This is a genomic window from Ruegeria sp. BG6 (assembly GCF_056538465.1).
In genome coordinates this window covers 134,640-150,165 of record NZ_JBQFTB010000004.1, presented here as the reverse complement: position 1 = coordinate 150,165, position 15,526 = coordinate 134,640, and the positions used below count along the sequence as shown (strand labels likewise).

Below are 15,526 nucleotides of genomic sequence, written 5' to 3'. Positions count from 1 at the left end.
TTCTCTGACAGGTTCTGTGACCTTACAGTTCTTTCCGCGCCCTCAGCGCCGCCGTGATCGTCCCGTCGTCCAGATAATCCAGCTCACCCCCAATTGGCACACCCTGCGCAAGTGAGGTCAGGCGGACCTGTCCCTCCAACTGGTCGGCAATGTAGTGGGCGGTGGTCTGTCCGTCGACTGTGGCGTTCAGGGCAAGGATGATCTCGGTGATGCCCTCGGCCGTCACGCGGTCTTTGAGGCGGGGAATGCGCAACTCGTCCGGACCGACACCGTCCAAGGCCGAAAGTGTACCACCCAGAACGTGATAGCGGCCTTTGAATACTCCGGCACGTTCCATCGCCCAAAGATCAGCGACATCCTCGACGACACAAAGCTCTCCGGTGGCGCGGGCCTCGCTGTCGCAGATGTCACAGATATCAGCGGTACAGACATTGCCGCAATTCAGGCATTCGCGGGCGGTGGCGGCGACCTGCTGCATTGCGTCCGACAGCGGTGTCAGCAGCAGGGCGCGCTTTCGGATCAGGTGCAGAACCGCGCGACGGGCCGAGCGCGGCCCAAGGCCCGGCAGCTTGGCCATCAGGTCGATCAGGTTGTCGATGTCGCTGTTCGAACTCACGGCCTGTCCTGTTTGGCACCGAAGGGAGCCTCCGGCGGGAGTATTTGGGAAAAGATGAAGATCAGAACGGCAGCTTGATGTCTGCCGGCAGCCCCATGCTTTCGGTCAGCTTGGCCATTTCCGCCTGGGATCGCTCGGCGGCCTTGGTCTGCGCGTCCTTGATGGCGGCCAGGATCAGGTCCTCGACCACTTCCTTGTCGTCGCCGTTGAAGATCGACGGGTCGATGTCCAGACCCTTGAGTTCGCCCTTGGCGGTGGCGGTGGCTTTGACCAGACCGGCGCCGGATTCGCCGACAACCATGAGGTTGTTCAGTTCTTCCTGCATTTCGGTCATTTTGGTCTGCAGGTCCTGCGCGGATTTCATCATCTTGGCCATATCGCCCAGACCGCCTAAACCTTTGAGCATCGGGTTTCTCCTGTAAATCGATTTGACGCCTAAATACGAAGGGTGACTGCGTGACACAAGGGGCATGGGCATCCTCCTGTATTCCAGGCAGATGTTCAGTCCTCTTCGAACGGGTCCCATTCGTCTTCGACCTCGGGAAGAGCCTCGGTTTCGACCTTGGCGGCGCGCTGTTCCGGGGTTTCGATCCGTTTGATGCGCGCCTTGGGAAACTGCATGAGTACCGCCTGAACCAGCGGGTGCTGCTCGGCCTGTGACCTTAGCGCGAGGTCGGCCGCATCGCGGATCTCGGCGATCGTGGCGGCTTCGCCATCTGCCACGATGGATACGGCCCACCGATTGCCTGTCCAGCGCTGCAGCGCCGTACCCAGCCGTTGGGCAAGGTCTGTCGGGGCATGATCGGTCGGTGTAAATTCGATCCGGCCCGGTGAGTAGGACATCAGCCGCACACCGTTTTCGACCTCGACCAGCAGCTTTACGTCCCGGTTTGTCCGGATCAGTTCGACCACATGTTCGAAGGTCGGATAGCGCGCCAGAGCAGTTTGGACGTCCTGTGCCAAGGCAGTAGTCGGCGCGCCGGCGGGACCGTGTGGAGCGGAAACGTAGGAAGACCTTGCCGATGCCTGAGGTTGTACCGGGGCGTGCGAGGGTACGGCCATGCCGCCACCGGGGCCTCCGTTCGGCGTGGGTGGAGGTGCGTCCTGCAAACGTTTGATCAGTTCTTCCGGGCTTGGCAGGTCGGCCACATGGGTCAGCCGAATGACGGCCATTTCTGCCGCCATCATGGCGTTTGGCGCAGCTGAGACCTCTTCGAGCGCTTTCAGCAGCATTTGCCACATGCGGGTCAGGACACGCATCGGCAGGGCTTCGGCCATTTGCTGGCCACGAGCGCGTTCGTCCGGTGAAACGGTCGGGTCCTCGGCGGCGTCCGGCGTGATTTTGACCACGGACACCCAATGGGTGATTTCGGCCAGATCGCGCAGCACGGCAAGCGGATCGGCGCCCTCGGCGTACTGAGCGCTTAGCTCTGTCAGAGCCCCCGACGCGTCGCCCCGCAGGATCATGTCCATCAGGTCCAGGACGCGGCCCCGGTCCGCCAGACCCAACATCGCCCGGACCTGATCGGCACTGGTTTCACCGGCCCCGTGCGAGATCGCCTGATCCAGCAGCGAAGTTGCATCACGCGCCGAACCCTCGGCCGCTCGGGTGATCAACGCCAGTGCGTCTTCTGCGATCTGGGCCCCCTCGGCGGCGGCGATCTTGTTCAGAAGACCGATCATGTCCTCGGGTTCGATCCTGCGCAGGTCGAAGCGTTGGCAGCGCGACAGGACCGTCACCGGAACCTTGCGGATTTCGGTAGTCGCGAAGATGAATTTCACATGCTCGGGCGGTTCCTCAAGTGTCTTGAGCAGCGCGTTGAACGCGCTGGTCGAGAGCATGTGAACCTCGTCGATGATATAGATCTTGTAGCGCGCGCTGGCGGCACGATAGCGGACGCTGTCTATGATTTCGCGAATATCGTTCACGCCGGTGCGGCTGGCGGCGTCCATTTCCATTACGTCGACATGGCGGCCTTCCATGATCGCCACGCAATGTTCGCATTGGCCGCAGGGTTCGGTCGTCGGTTTGCCGTCGCCATCGGGGCCGATGCAGTTCATGCCCTTGGCGATGATCCGCGCCGTTGTCGTTTTGCCGGTGCCGCGGATGCCGGTCATGATGAAGGCCTGCGCGATCCGGTCTGCCTCGAACGCGTTTTTCAGGGTGCGCACCATGGCATCCTGACCAACCAGGTCGGCAAAGGTTTCCGGGCGGTATTTGCGGGCAAGAACCTGATAAGCGGGGCTTGGCGTGTCGGTCATTTCTGCTCTGTCGGATTCGTATCAGAAGTGCAGCGTAGAGTGCGCCGCCGCCTGCGTCCACAGCCGGTTCGCGAAATTCATTTGGGAATGCTTCGGGATGCGCGTAAAAATGAAGGCGGAAGCATTTTTGACCGGATTCTTGTGCGTAACGATTAAGGAGGGCGCGTTGCATGTCTCAGATGATTATTCATGCGCTGCAGGTCGGAGGAGGTACTCTGGCCCTGACATCAATGCCAGGGCGTGGGGGTAATTATGCCCAGGACCTGAATGCGATTTCCGATTGGAAGCCCGGTCTTGTCATTTCAATGACGACCGAAGTCGAGATGCTGCAGGACGGCGCGCGTGACTTCGGAACCGACATTCAGGCGCGCGCCTGCCGCTGGGTCCATCTGCCGGTCGAAGATTTCGGTGCACCCCCCGACGCCGTGACCGCGCGCTGGCCCGATGTAAGCGCGGCCGTCCGCCATGCCCTGTCAGGGGGCGGGCGCATTCTGGTGCATTGCCGGGGCGGCTGTGGCCGGTCCGGAATGGTGGTGTTGCGCCTGATGGTCGAATGTGGCGAGCAACCGGGTGCAGCCCTGAAACGGTTGAGGGCGGTGCGGCCCTGTGCGGTTGAAACAGATGCACAACTGGCATGGGCCACGCAATTGATTCCGGCCAGCGCGGACCCGTAGCTTAGGCCGACAAATGTCCGGCCTGGGCCGCCACTTGGCGACCTGCCAGGGCCGAAGCTTCAAGCATGGCGCAGGGCGGGTCCGACAGAATTGCGGACGGCAGCGCACGGAACTCTGCGCAGAACATCATGTCTGCATAATCCTCCAACCTGTCGCCCGGAGTTTCCTCATTCGTTCCGCAAAACACCCGGATTTTGTCTGGCCGCGCGTGGAACCGGGCCATGCACCCTTCGGGGCAATGGGCAAGCTCGCTGCTGCCTTCAATGGCGAATTGCGGGGTTGCGGCCGGGCCGGCGCTTGCCACGGCGCGCGTCAGAGCCCGCGCCATTTGCGCCAGTGCCGGACAGGGTTTGCCGGTGCGCTGGCACACAGTGGCAGAAAATTCGTGTGTCCTTGTCTTCCAGATCATAATGCGCCCTCCGCGCGCGGCGCGGGGCAAGGATCAGGTGTGACGGGGCTATGCCATCAGGACCTGCCCGGACACCCCGCCCGAGTTTCGGTTTCAGTATCGATGGCAGGTCTCCTGACTTGCGGGTCATCGCTTTGCCGACCTTCCCAGCCTTTCGGCCAGTGGTGTTTCGGCATTGCTCACCGCTTACAGTTGCGGGGGCAGTCTCGGCCTTGGTTCCTTCCGGCAATGCCAGACAGAACCGCACCGTGTTCCCTTTTCATCCCGGCCCCTTAAAGGGCGCGGAAACCATCTCCTCATCGCTAGCGGTTGCCGGGTCCCCGAGTCAAGCGCATTGCGCGGGCCGAGGCATTTGGTCCGATGCGTGGTCGGGAAAGCGGACGTTTGGTCATGTTTGCACCGGGTTGACTTGAGCGGGCGACTGGCCTGACAGATAGGTGAACTGAACTGTTCAGTTGAGAGCGGAGCATGATATGTTGGACATACAGGAACAGGTCTTGACCGAAGACATACGATTTCCCTCCGGGACGGCTATGCTGTCGGGTCGCCTGTACCTGCCTGTTGCAGCGCCTGATATCGTAGTTGTTCTGAACAGCGCGACCGGCGTTCCCCAGGACTATTATCAGCATTTTGCCCGGTGGCTGGCGGAAGAGCAGCGCATTGCCTGTCTGACCTATGATTACCGCGATTTCGGAAAATCGTTATCGGGGCGTCTGAAGGATTCGCGTGTCACCATGTCCGATTGGGCGCTGATCGATATTCCCGCGGCCCGGGCCGAGATGCGACGGCGATTCCCAAGTGCGCGGCAGTGGACCATTGGTCATTCGCTGGGGGGTATGCTTGAGCCATTGCAATCGGATGTGGATCAGATCGACCGGATGATTTGTGTGTGTTCAGGCCTGGTTACGTTGTCGGATCATCCCTGGCCCTACAGGGGGCTGGCCGGAATCTTCTGGTACGGGCATGCGCCTTTTGCAGTTCATGTGCTGGGGTATCTGCCCGGCAAGGCCATTGGGTTTGGTTCGGACCTGCCGTCAAAGGTCTACTGGCAATGGCGAAAATGGTGCACCTCGCCGAACAGCTATCTGCCTGAAATTGGCCAAAGCCTGCCCGCAGCGACCTGGCCGCGGGCCGGTGGTCCGGTTGACCTGTTTGCGATTTCGGACGACCAGATGGTGCCTGAAAATGCGGTCTGGAGGCTGGCCGAGCTATACGGCCCGGACGCCAACCGTCATGTGCTTGAGCCAAAGGATTTCGGGCTGAAATCCATTGGCCACATTGGTGTTTTTGCGCGCAAAAACAAAGCGGTCTGGCCGAGGCTGATCGAGTCTGCGGAGCAGCAAGTCCGTTCCGACCGGAAAGATGTGACGATTGCGGGATGAAGTGAGAGGTTGGACATCGACCCAAGCGGGGCTCGTTGTGGCTGCTTCCTTCCGGACCTGACCAGGTTGGCGAGGCGCTCGCCCGCGCCAACCTCTCAATCGTCGATATAGGGAAGTTGCGCCAGGAAGACAACCCGTCAGAGTGACAGTCTGATCCGCAGAAAGCCTTCCGGGTCATGCCCCAGCGCATGCGGATCGTATGCGTCCAGTTCGGAAAGATGCGCCCTTGCTCCCGGCCCGGTTTTCAGAATCGAAGCGTGGCCGGGAAGCCGGATAAGGCTGAAGGGGAAGGGCGCAGATTGCATCGGGTCGCCCGGTAATCCCCCCGAAAGATAGTCGCGCAGGACGTCCCTGATGGGTAAGGTCGGCAGATCGATCTGCCGGGCCTGATGCGCAACTGGGAAGTGTCCGCCGCCGCTGGCCCGGTAACTGTTCAGGGCCACAACGAATTTCTGGGTGGGTTCAACAGGGATTCCACCGCAGCAAATCTCGCGGACACGGTTTGCAGCGGGATTGACCAGCATACCGTGAGAATCAAAACGCGCCGGCTGGGAAAGATCGATCCGATAGGTCAGGCCGAACAGCACATCGAAGTTATGCCCGGCCCGTGTTTCATCGGTCAGAGTGCGGACAGCTCCTGCATCCACCTGATTGAAAATGCCCGCCGACATTTCAAGCCAGTCACGGACCATGTCGCCGGTGACAAGCACGGCGCGCAGTTCATTCGGAAAAGAATGAAGATCCGAAACATTGCGCAAACGAACATTTCCGGGCGGTACATCCGTGTAGGAACGCGGTCCCGCGCGGCCTCCGAACTTGCAGGGCGAAACAGCGGAAAACAGTGGAAGCCCCCGCAGGTCTTCGTCCAGATGGAGGTTCAATGCCGCTGCCTGGGCGCTGGCGACCAGCGCGAGGCCCCGATCTGGTGCGCAAAAGCTGAAATAGCTGTGCAGGCTTTGACCGGTGTGGCCCACGGGTCTTGAGGCCAGTGCACGGGTTTCTTCGTGGCCGTAGCTGAACAGCCGCCGCATTCCGGGGTCTTCGGAAATTGCTGCGTCCCGAAGCGGGGCAATAACAGGCAGCAACTGAATCTGCTGCCCGACAACCTTCCATCGCCCGGCAGAGGTTTTCTGCACATGCAGGTCGATGATGCCAAGATGCGTCCCGGCGACGCCCGGCATGACAACCGGTTTGCCATGTACATGCCCCCGGGTTGCGTCTGTATGATCCAGCCCTTCGTGATCCTTGCCGGGAAGTGTGAGATGCGTATGGCCTGCAACAATGGCGTCGATCCCGTCGATCGCGGCCAACGGTATGACGGCGTTCTCCAATCCGCGCGCGGGTTCCGAAGGTCCAAAGCCCGAATGCGCCAGGGCGATAATCACATCGCTGCCGTCCGTGCGCAGGGCCTCGACCGTCTTTTGCGCGGCCTCCAGAATATCTTCGAACACCACCACATCCTGAACCCGGTGCGCATTCCATTGCGCCGTTTGCGGCGGCAGGATCGACAAAAGACCCAGACGAAACGGGGTTTCGACGCCGTCAACCAGAAGAGAGCGTTCTAGTATTGCGCGGTCATTCCATTTGGCCCCGGTGGTCAATTGCCGGGCATTGCTGCAAATCACCGGGCACGGTGCGCCGTCCAGAACACGATTCAGCGTCGGCAGGCCAAAGTCGAAATCATGGTTGCCCAGTCCGATTGCGTCATAGCCAAGTTCCCGGAAGGCCTGCATCAACACGTGGTTGTCATCAGTCTGCTCTGCCGCCCAATCGCCAAACGGTGTTCCCTGAAGGGCATCTCCGTTGTCGAACAGGAATACCAGTGCTCCGTCTTTCTGCGCTTCTTCTCTGGCAGCGCGGATCAGGCTGGCCGTTCGGGTGAAGCCCCGCGCCGGATCCGGTTCATCGGCGTGATAGTCGAACCCTGTCAGATTCATGTGCAGATCGGTCGTGGCCAAAATCCGAATGCGACCGGCTGAAATATGTTGGCTCTGAGATGAAACAGTGGTCGGGTGCAATTTTCTACTTTGGGCAATTCAATCTAAGCCATGTTCACTAAAAGAATGAGTAAGTGCAAATAACTTGGCGCCGGTGGGACCATTCAGCGGCATTGCCACGTCCCGGTGTTCATGAATTGGCATTGCAACAACTCGGCAGTCGTGGCAGCCCTGTGCGCAACACACTGAGGATATTAAATGAAAAACGCGGAGACAGTGACATTTGGCGGCTCGGGCCTGGATCGCGCAGCGCATCTCCGGGGAGATTCGGACAGGCTGGAACAGATGAAAACTGATCCACGCGCCGAATGCCTGCTGGTCTGGCGTGGCAAGATATTGGTGCAGGGCGAAGATCTGGACCGGCTTGGATTGGTTGCGATGGCACATAGCCTGGTGCGCGAAGGTCCCGGAGGGGTTGTGGAAGCCCCGGTATTTCTGGGCCTTCGTGAAGACGATGCACCGATTTTTGCGGCGGATATATCGGACTGGTCGGCGGATGGGCAGGATTTGTCGGATATCGGTGCTTTTGTAGACCGGTCCGAGCAGCAGCATCCGGACCTGCCGGACGGGTACGTGTTTGCCGAATTGCGCCGGATCATGACGCGGCTGAGCGCCCGCGATGCCGAGCTTGCAGCAGCGGCCAAGGCCGTGATCGGCTGGCATGAAACGCACCGGTTCTGTGCGCGTTGCGGGGCTGCCAGTGAAATTGCACAGGCGGGGTGGCAGCGCAGCTGCCCCACTTGTGGCGGGCAGCATTTTCCGCGCACCGACCCTGTGGTGATCATGCTGATTACCCATGGAAACTCGGTCCTGATGGGCCGGTCTCCGGGTTGGCCCGAAGGCATGTACTCGCTGCTTGCGGGATTTGTCGAACCGGGTGAAACGCTGGAAGCCGCCGTGCGGCGCGAAGTAATGGAAGAGGCAGGCGTGCCGGTTGGTGCCGTTCACTATCTGGCCAGCCAGCCGTGGCCGTTTCCGGCCTCGTTGATGTTCGGCTGCGCGGGTGAGGCCCTGTCCCGCGAACTCAGGATTGATCCGGTCGAGATCGAAGACGCGATGTGGGTCAGCAAATCGGAAATGATGCGCGCCTTTGCCGGAGAACATCCGGTCTTGTTGCCGGCCCGAAAAGGCGCCATTGCGCATTTTCTGCTGCAAAACTGGCTTGCAGACACTCTGGACTGACGAGACACTGAACGAAAGCAAAGGCACCGAGGGCGGACATGCAGTTTTCAGCGCGCGAAGATATCGAGGCCCCGATTGATGCGGTTTTCGACATGGTCGCGGATTTTGAGCGGTTCGAGCGGATGGCCATGCGCCGGGGTGTCGAAGTACGGCGACTGAACGAACAGGCCCCGATAACAACTGGTGCCACATGGCTGACGGATTTCAATCTGCGCGGAAAACCGCGTCGGGTCGAAATACAGATGACCGATTGCGATACCCCGTCCCGCATGTGCTTTGAGATGTCCAGCAAAGGTATGAAAGGGGTGACATCGGTTGACTTTCTTGCCCTGTCACAACGCAAAACCCGGCTGAGTGTCGAAATGTCGCTTGCTGCGAAGTCACTACCGGCCCGCCTGTTGCTTCAGTCTCTGAAGCTGGGACAATCGCGGTTCCGCCGACAGTTTCAGATTCGCCTGAGCGAATTTGCCCGTGAATTGGAAGAGCGGCATGCACACGGTGTATGACGGAAAACTTGCAGGTATAAATTGAGCGGTCACTCCATTCGCCCGGCCGTTGCGGACGATGCCGAGGGGTTGGCCGTCGTTCTGAAGGCCCTTGTTCTTGCCGGACAACGCAGCAAACCATCGGATGCGGCCTTTGCGCTGTCGCATTATCTTTGCCACCCTCAGCAGATCCGGTGTTCGGTCGCCATCGACCCCCGGGGAACAGTATTGGGGTTCCAGTCTTTGAAGCTTGCAACTGCAGGCAATCCGTACAAGGTCGCTGAGGGGCTGGGCATTATTGGCACGCATATCAACCCGTCATCGGCCCGGCAGGGAATCGGACGGGACTTATTCAGATCCACTTTGCGGGCTGCGCAGGAAGTCGGCTTGCCTGCGATAGATGCCACCATTGGGGAAACCAATGTCGGGGGGTTGTCCTACTATGGTGCAATGGGCTTCACCGAATACCGCAGGTTGCCCGGCGCGATTTCGAAGTCGTTCACTCTGTCAGACTGCCAGTCATTGAGCTGACTTTTTCTGATCGTATTAGCTGGTGAGGATCGCAAAACAAAATGGGCCGCTGTCAGGCTATGACAGCGGCCCTTACCGATCAGAGTTCGGGGATCGGTTTCGCCCCCTCGAAAACCACTTAAAACACCAGCAACCAGAAAATCTTTCGATACTTTCGAAACTGACCCGCCTTGCTGATCGGTATGTCACTGTAATGCCGATAAACTTCGAAGCTCACAGTGAAGCAGTTCACATTGCTAAAACTTTTTTCATTTTTTCCAGTCGAAGAAGCCCGGTCCGGCCTGTTGCAGCAGTCTCGCTGCCATCTGGCGACCCATTTCCGCGCCGTCTGCAACATCTCCGGTCACATCCTCGGCGATTGATTCTGACCCGTCTGGGCGCAGGACTTCTCCGCGCAGCCGAAGTTGCCCATTCAGAATTTCGGCTAGGCCGGCGATCGGTGTCTCGCAGGAACCGTCAAGCGCCGCCAGCAGCGTGCGTTCCGCCGACATGCGCTGTCCGGTCTCGGCATGGTGAATGGCTTCGAGCATTTCAGCCGAACGGGTGTCGGACGCCCGGCGTTCGATGCTGATGGTGCCCTGCGCGATGGCGGGCAGCATGTCCTCGGGCGCAATGGCCGTGGCGGGGACGTCGTCCATCTGTAGCCGGCGCAGTCCGGCCATGGCCAGAAAGGTGCAGTCCGCCACCCCGTCGCCCAGCTTTTTCAGCCGGGTCTGAACGTTGCCCCGGAACTCGACAACCTTCAGGTCAGGCCGCCGGTTCAGCAATTGCGCCTTGCGGCGCAGCGACGACGTGCCGACCACGGCGCCATCGGGCAGGTCATGGATGGAACTCAGGTCCGGCGAGATGAAAGCGTCGCGAACATCCTCGCGCGGCAGGAACGTGTCCAGTACCAGTCCCGCGGGCTGTTCGACCGGCATGTCCTTGGTCGAATGCACGGCGATGTCGATATCGCTGCGCAGCATCGCCTCTTCGATTTCCTTGGTGAACAGGCCCTTGTTGCCGATCTCCTTCAGCGGGCGGTCCGCGTCGATCATGGCGCGATTGTCGCCGGTGGTCTTGATGACCACGATCTCGAACGCCTCTTCGGGCAGATCAAACGCATCGCGCAGTCTTTGACGGGTTTCGTAGGCCTGCGCCAGCGCCAGTGGCGAGCCACGGGTTCCAATCTTCAGCGGCGATGCGGGGGTCGGCAGAGTCAATGTCATGCGCACAGCTTTAGTCGCGTCACATTGCCCTGACAATGGGGGCAGAGCTTGACAAATTGCCGCCGAAGGCAGACCCGTTGCGGCAAACCGGACGATTGGGGACAAATATGGCCGAGACAAAGAAACTGCTGCGGGCGCTGGCGGGCGAGGTGCAGGACGTGCCGCCGATCTGGATGATGCGGCAGGCGGGGCGGTATCTGCCGGAGTATCGTGCGACACGGGCGCAGGCAGGGGATTTCCTGTCCTTGTGCTACAACCCCGAACTGGCCGCCGAGGTCACTTTGCAGCCGATCCGCCGCTACGGGTTCGACGCAGCCATTCTGTTTGCCGATATCCTGCTGGTGCCACAGGCTCTGGGTGCCGACCTGTGGTTCGTCACGGGTGAAGGGCCGCGCCTGTCGACCATCACGCGGCAGTCCGATTTTGACGCTCTGAAGCCGGTAGAGGACATCCACGAAACCCTGTCTCCGGTCTACGAAACGGTGCGGATCCTGGCGCGGGAACTGCCCTCCGAAACCACACTGATTGGATTTGCTGGCGCGCCCTGGACCGTGGCAACGTACATGATTGCCGGGCGCGGCACGCCGGATCAGGGCCCAGCCCATGCGCTGCGTGAAGGTGACACTGCCTTGTTCGAAGCGCTGCTGGACCGGATCACTCTGGCCACGATCGAATACCTTTCCACCCAGATCGACGCCGGGGCTGAGGTGGTCAAGATTTTCGATAGCTGGGCCGGGTCGCTGAAGGGTGAAGCGTTCCGCAAATACGCCCTTGAGCCCTGTCGGGTTATCACGAAGGCCATCAAGGAACGTCACCCGGGCATCCCCATCATTGGTTTTCCGCGTGAGGCAGGGGACGGCTATGTCGGTTTTGCCAAGGCCACCGGTGTGGATTGTGTCGCGTTGGATAATTCCGTGTCGCCCGAATGGGCAGCAGAATATGTGCAGGCCGATGGATGCGTTCAGGGAAATCTGGCGTCGTCGCATATGGTGACAGGTGGGCAGGCGCTGGTCGATGAGACGCGGCGGATTGTCGAGGCCTTCTCGAATGGGCCGCACATTTTCAATCTTGGGCATGGGATCACGCCGGACGCAAACCCGGACAACGTGCAACTGATGATCGATACGGTGCGCGGTCGGTAACGACGGGCAAGGGGGCCAGCCCCCTTCTTGGCCTTCGGCCAATTCATCCCCCGGGATATTTTCCGGCCAGATGAAGGGGCGGATCAGCGCAGGTTGTCGAGTTCGGCCAGGATTTCCCCAGTGTGCTCACCGCGAGCAGGGCTGACGCCGGGTTGCCAATTGGCGTCTGAAAACCGCGGCGCGCCGGCAGCCTGCAACGTTCCGTTAACCTCTTGCCAGGTTTGGCGGGCGAGGTTCATCTCGTGGTTCTGTGCCTCTTGCGGACTGAGGACCGGGGCGACGCAGGCGTCGGTGCCATTGAACTGGTCTGCCCAGTGATCGCGGGGCTTGTCGGCAAATATGGCGCTCAGCCGCCGCGTCTGGTCGGGCCAGAGCTGCGGTTTGAATTGTTCCTTGAAAGCCGGATCCCCGGACAGATTCAGAACGCTCAGGAAAATAGCGTAGAATTTCGGTTCGAGGCATTGAACCGAGACAAAGCCACCATCGGCGCAGCGATAAGTGCGGCTCCAGTGCGGACCGTCCAGCAGGCTTTGACCGCGGGTGTCTGACAGGTTGCCGGTCTGGCGCAGGCTCATCAGCAGGTTCATCATATGGGCGGATCCGTCGTAGATCGAGGCATCGACAACGGTGCCTCGTCCGGTTCGTTGCGCATTGATCAGTCCGGCCAGAACGCCGGCGACCAGATACATCGCCCCGCCGCCAATATCGCCGACCAGCGTTGCCGGTGTTTGCGGCGGGTGATCCGGAGCAGAGGCGTACCAGAGCGCGCCCGACAGGGCGATATAATTCAGATCGTGGCCTGCGTCGCCCGACAGCGGGCTGTCCTGTCCCCATCCGGTCATGCGGCCGTAAACCAGCCTGGGGTTCCGGGCCTGGCAGATCTGCGGGCTGAGGCCCAGTTTTTCCATGACACCTGGGCGAAATCCTTCGATCAGCGCATCGGCCGAGGCGATCAGGCGTTTGGCCGTTTCAAGGTCATCGGGATTTTTGAGGTCCAGATCGATAGAGCGCTTTCCACGATCTAGCAGCGAACGTTCCGGCATTCCGGGTGTCACAGCCCCACCCTTGCGGTGAATGGTAATGACGTCCGCCCCAAGGTCCGCCAGCAGCATGGCCGCGAAAGGGCCAGGGCCAAGCGCTTCGATTTCGATGACGCGTATTCCGTGCAGCATGACTGTCCTCCGTTGTCGCGCAAAATTCCGGGAAGGCCGAAAAAATGCAAGGTCGGAGTTGCCGCGCCGGCGCGTTTCGAATCCGGCGTGCTTGCCTGCCACCACTATTCAGCGCTAGGTCTGTGAGAACCGTCAGAGAAACGACAAAGGGTCCGCGACCATGCAGATGAGTGATACCCGTGAAATCAAGGCATCGCCGGCAGAGTTGTACGCCGCGTTGCTTGACCCGGAGGTTCTGAAAGCCTGTGTCAGTGGCGCGCAAGAGGTTTCGGGCAATCCGCAGGACGGTTACGAGGCCACGGTTGTGCAGAAGGTTGGCCCGGTAAAGGCGACGTTCAAAGGCGTCGTCACAATGTCGGACATGGTCGAGGCCGAGCGACTGACCATTGCCGGTGACGGAAAGGGCGGCGCGGCGGGTTTCGCCAAGGGCCGCGCCACGGTGACATTTCAGCCAAACGCCGAGGGCGGCACAGTTCTGAGCTATGACGTTGATGCCAGTGTCGGTGGCAAACTTGCGCAACTGGGCAGCCGTCTGATCGACGGGTTTGCCAAGAAAATGGCAGATCAATTCTTCGTAAACCTGCAAGCGCATTTCGAAGGCCCGGCAGAAGAAACAGCGGATGACGGGGATGGTGAAAGCGGCAAAGGATGGCTGGGGCGCTTGACGGGCCGGGACTGATCCGTTTGTAAATGGTCTGTTCGGTAACGGCGCGGCGCGGATGGGTCGCTGTCACCACAGGGAATATGCATGACCACCATTCTGTCCATCAGGGATCTGCGAAAATCGTATGCGGATGGCTTTGAGGCGCTGAAAGGCGTGTCTCTGGATATCGAGCAGGGCGAAATACTGGCGCTGCTGGGGCCGAACGGCGCCGGAAAGACGACCCTGATTTCAACGATTTGCGGGATCACCACGCCCAGTTCCGGGTCCGTCACGGTGGGTGGTCACGATATTCAGACAGAGTTTCGCGCCGCCCGCCGGATGATCGGTCTGGTGCCGCAGGAGATTGCGCTGGAACCGTTTGAGAAGGTCTGGAACACGGTGCGGTTTTCGCGAGGTCTGTTCGGGCTGGGCCGTGACAACGCTCGGCTTGAGGAGATTCTGCGCAAGCTCTCGCTGTGGGAAAAGCGCAGAAATGCCATCCGGGAACTGTCGGGCGGCATGAAGCGGCGGGTGCTGATTGCCAAGGCGCTGGCTCATGAGCCGCGCGTGCTGTTTCTGGATGAACCCACCGCCGGTGTTGATGTCGAATTGCGCAAGGACATGTGGGAGATCGTGGCCGAGTTGAAGCGGGCCGGTGTCACCATCATCCTGACCACCCACTACATCGAAGAGGCCGAGGCCATCGCGGACCGTGTAGGCGTCATCGACAAGGGTGAGTTGTTGCTGGTGCAGGACAAGGACACCCTGATGGCGCAGATGGGGAAAAAGCAGATCGAGGTCATGCTGACCGAGCCGATCCCGACCATCCCGGACAGTCTGGCCGCGCACAATCTGGTTCTGAACGGAAGCGGGGACACCTTGGTCTACACCTACGACACGCATGCCGACAGGACGGGTATCACCACGTTGCTGAACGATGTGGCACAGGCCGGTCTGGTGTTGCGTGACGTTCAGACCCGGCAGTCGAGCCTTGAGGAAATTTTCGTCAATCTGGTGTCGGGAGAACCCGCATGAACTGGTCTGCCATCGCCGCCATCTATCGGTTCGAGATGCAGCGCTTTTTCCGCACTCTGGCGCAAAGCTTTCTGTCGCCGGTGTTGTCGACTTCGTTGTATTTCGTGGTCTTCGGCACGGCCATCGGCAGCCGCATTCAGGAGGTTGAAGGCGTGTCGTATGGCGCCTTCATCGTACCGGGGCTGATTATGCTGTCGGTGGTGATGCTTTCGATCTCGAACGCATCTTTCGGCATCTATTTCCCGAAATTCCTTGGCACGATCTACGAGCTGCTGTCGGCCCCGGTCAATTTCATCGAAATCGTGATCGGTTACGTTGGCGCGGCAGCGACAAAGGCGTTGTTCGTGGGCGTGGTGATTTTGATTACCGCTACCTTCTTTGTGGATCTCAGGATTGAACACCCATTGGCGATGATGGCCTTTCTGGTGCTGACTTGCCTCAGTTTTTCCTTGCTGGGCTTCATCATTGGTATCTGGGCCAGCAATTTCGAGCAGATGTCGCTGGTGCCGCAACTTGTGGTCACGCCACTGATCTTTTTGGGCGGCACGTTCTATTCGATCTCGATGCTGCCGCCGGTGTGGCAGACAATCACACTGTTCAATCCGGTCGTCTATCTGATTTCGGGGTTCCGGTGGTCCTTCTATGGGCTTGCGGATGTGCCTATCGTGTTTAGCCTGCTGGCCATTCTGGCCTTTACCGGGATTTGCCTGGGCATCATCGGCTGGATCTTCAAAACCGGCTGGCGCATTCGCAGCTAGGGCGTTGCATTTTTGCCCATCGGATGTGTT

General features: G+C 60.1%; 17 protein-coding genes, 1 other RNA gene and 1 riboswitch. Of the genes, 9 read left to right on the top strand and 9 right to left on the bottom strand.

All coding sequences use genetic code 11. The annotated features are described in order from the left end of the window. Positions 1 to 22: 22 nt before the first annotated feature. From recR to ACR0JW_RS09900, 3 genes are all read right to left on the bottom strand, one after another. Positions 23 to 616, bottom strand: coding sequence for a recombination mediator RecR (gene recR / locus ACR0JW_RS09910; protein WP_170614298.1), 594 nt, complete (start codon positions 614 to 616; stop codon positions 23 to 25). Between the two features lie 61 nt (positions 617 to 677). Then, the gene (locus tag ACR0JW_RS09905) at positions 678 to 1,022 is read right to left on the bottom strand and encodes a YbaB/EbfC family nucleoid-associated protein (protein ID WP_170328851.1); all 345 of its coding nucleotides are present in this window, start codon (positions 1,020 to 1,022) and stop codon (positions 678 to 680) included. A 95-nt stretch (positions 1,023 to 1,117) separates the two neighbouring features. Next, positions 1,118 to 2,878, bottom strand: coding sequence for a DNA polymerase III subunit gamma/tau (locus tag ACR0JW_RS09900; protein ID WP_170679522.1), 1,761 nt, complete (start codon positions 2,876 to 2,878; stop codon positions 1,118 to 1,120). 170 nt (positions 2,879 to 3,048) lie between these two features. Between ACR0JW_RS09900 and ACR0JW_RS09895 the strand changes: the two genes are divergently transcribed. After that, positions 3,049 to 3,552 (top strand): phosphatase domain-containing protein, encoded by a 504-nt coding sequence (locus ACR0JW_RS09895; RefSeq protein WP_170679524.1) that lies wholly within the window; start codon positions 3,049 to 3,051, stop codon positions 3,550 to 3,552. Position 3,553: 1 nt separating this feature from the next. Here the strand turns inward: ACR0JW_RS09895 and ACR0JW_RS09890 are convergent, their stop codons facing one another. Next, positions 3,554 to 3,880 (bottom strand): hypothetical protein, encoded by a 327-nt coding sequence (locus ACR0JW_RS09890; RefSeq protein WP_480713858.1) that lies wholly within the window; start codon positions 3,878 to 3,880, stop codon positions 3,554 to 3,556. Then, complete coding sequence (locus tag ACR0JW_RS09885; RefSeq protein ID WP_480713857.1) at positions 3,813 to 4,091, bottom strand: hypothetical protein; 279 nt, start codon at positions 4,089 to 4,091, stop codon at positions 3,813 to 3,815. The genes ACR0JW_RS09890 and ACR0JW_RS09885 overlap by 68 nt, the downstream gene beginning before the upstream one ends. After that, a riboswitch (cobalamin riboswitch) is annotated at positions 4,049 to 4,269 on the bottom strand. It overlaps the preceding gene by 43 nt. Positions 4,270 to 4,434: 165 nt before the next feature. Here ACR0JW_RS09885 and ACR0JW_RS09880 point away from each other — a divergent pair. Beyond that, positions 4,435 to 5,343 carry an alpha/beta fold hydrolase gene (locus tag ACR0JW_RS09880; protein ID WP_170679528.1) on the top strand — a complete coding sequence of 303 codons (909 nt, stop codon included), beginning with the start codon at positions 4,435 to 4,437 and terminating at the stop codon, positions 5,341 to 5,343. On the opposite strand, the gene ffs is transcribed toward ACR0JW_RS09880, so the two are convergent. After that, positions 5,343 to 5,441: signal recognition particle sRNA small type (ffs, locus tag ACR0JW_RS09875), an RNA gene on the bottom strand. The genes ACR0JW_RS09880 and ffs overlap by 1 nt on opposite strands. Positions 5,442 to 5,480: 39 nt before the next feature. After that, positions 5,481 to 7,361, bottom strand: coding sequence for a bifunctional 2',3'-cyclic-nucleotide 2'-phosphodiesterase/3'-nucleotidase (locus tag ACR0JW_RS09870; RefSeq protein WP_480713856.1), 1,881 nt, complete (start codon positions 7,359 to 7,361; stop codon positions 5,481 to 5,483). A gap of 177 nt (positions 7,362 to 7,538) precedes the next feature. On the opposite strand from ACR0JW_RS09870, the gene nudC reads away from it, so the two are divergent. The 3 genes from nudC to ACR0JW_RS09855 are packed head-to-tail and all read left to right on the top strand — an operon-like array spanning position 7,539 to position 9,538. Beyond that, positions 7,539 to 8,522, top strand: a complete 984-nt coding sequence (gene nudC / locus ACR0JW_RS09865) for an NAD(+) diphosphatase (protein WP_170679532.1) — start codon at positions 7,539 to 7,541, stop codon at positions 8,520 to 8,522. 38 nt (positions 8,523 to 8,560) lie between these two features. Further along, complete coding sequence (locus ACR0JW_RS09860; RefSeq protein WP_170679533.1) at positions 8,561 to 9,028, top strand: SRPBCC family protein; 468 nt, start codon at positions 8,561 to 8,563, stop codon at positions 9,026 to 9,028. 21 nt (positions 9,029 to 9,049) lie between these two features. Next, entirely contained in the window at positions 9,050 to 9,538 is a 489-nt protein-coding gene (locus ACR0JW_RS09855; protein WP_170679535.1) for a GNAT family N-acetyltransferase, read from the top strand. A 248-nt stretch (positions 9,539 to 9,786) separates the two neighbouring features. On the opposite strand, the gene hemC is transcribed toward ACR0JW_RS09855, so the two are convergent. Then, positions 9,787 to 10,746 carry a hydroxymethylbilane synthase gene (gene hemC, locus ACR0JW_RS09850; protein ID WP_170614306.1) on the bottom strand — a complete coding sequence of 320 codons (960 nt, stop codon included), beginning with the start codon at positions 10,744 to 10,746 and terminating at the stop codon, positions 9,787 to 9,789. Positions 10,747 to 10,853: 107 nt separating this feature from the next. Between hemC and hemE the strand changes: the two genes are divergently transcribed. After that, complete coding sequence (gene hemE, locus ACR0JW_RS09845) at positions 10,854 to 11,888, top strand: uroporphyrinogen decarboxylase (RefSeq protein ID WP_170679537.1); 1,035 nt, start codon at positions 10,854 to 10,856, stop codon at positions 11,886 to 11,888. An 83-nt stretch (positions 11,889 to 11,971) separates the two neighbouring features. On the opposite strand, the gene ACR0JW_RS09840 is transcribed toward hemE, so the two are convergent. Beyond that, entirely contained in the window at positions 11,972 to 13,060 is a 1,089-nt protein-coding gene (locus ACR0JW_RS09840) for a CaiB/BaiF CoA transferase family protein (RefSeq protein WP_170679539.1), read from the bottom strand. Between the two features lie 160 nt (positions 13,061 to 13,220). Between ACR0JW_RS09840 and ACR0JW_RS09835 the strand changes: the two genes are divergently transcribed. The 3 genes from ACR0JW_RS09835 (at position 13,221) to ACR0JW_RS09825 (ending at position 15,496) form a co-directional block, all read left to right on the top strand. After that, positions 13,221 to 13,739: an SRPBCC family protein gene (locus tag ACR0JW_RS09835; RefSeq protein WP_170679541.1), complete on the top strand. Its 519-nt coding sequence runs from the start codon at positions 13,221 to 13,223 to the stop codon at positions 13,737 to 13,739. 69 nt (positions 13,740 to 13,808) lie between these two features. Further along, positions 13,809 to 14,738, top strand: coding sequence for an ABC transporter ATP-binding protein (locus ACR0JW_RS09830; protein ID WP_170679543.1), 930 nt, complete (start codon positions 13,809 to 13,811; stop codon positions 14,736 to 14,738). Next, on the top strand, positions 14,735 to 15,496 hold the full coding sequence (locus tag ACR0JW_RS09825) for an ABC transporter permease (RefSeq protein WP_170614311.1): 762 nt from the start codon (positions 14,735 to 14,737) through the stop codon (positions 15,494 to 15,496). The genes ACR0JW_RS09830 and ACR0JW_RS09825 overlap by 4 nt, the downstream gene beginning before the upstream one ends. Positions 15,497 to 15,526: the final 30 nt, after the last annotated feature.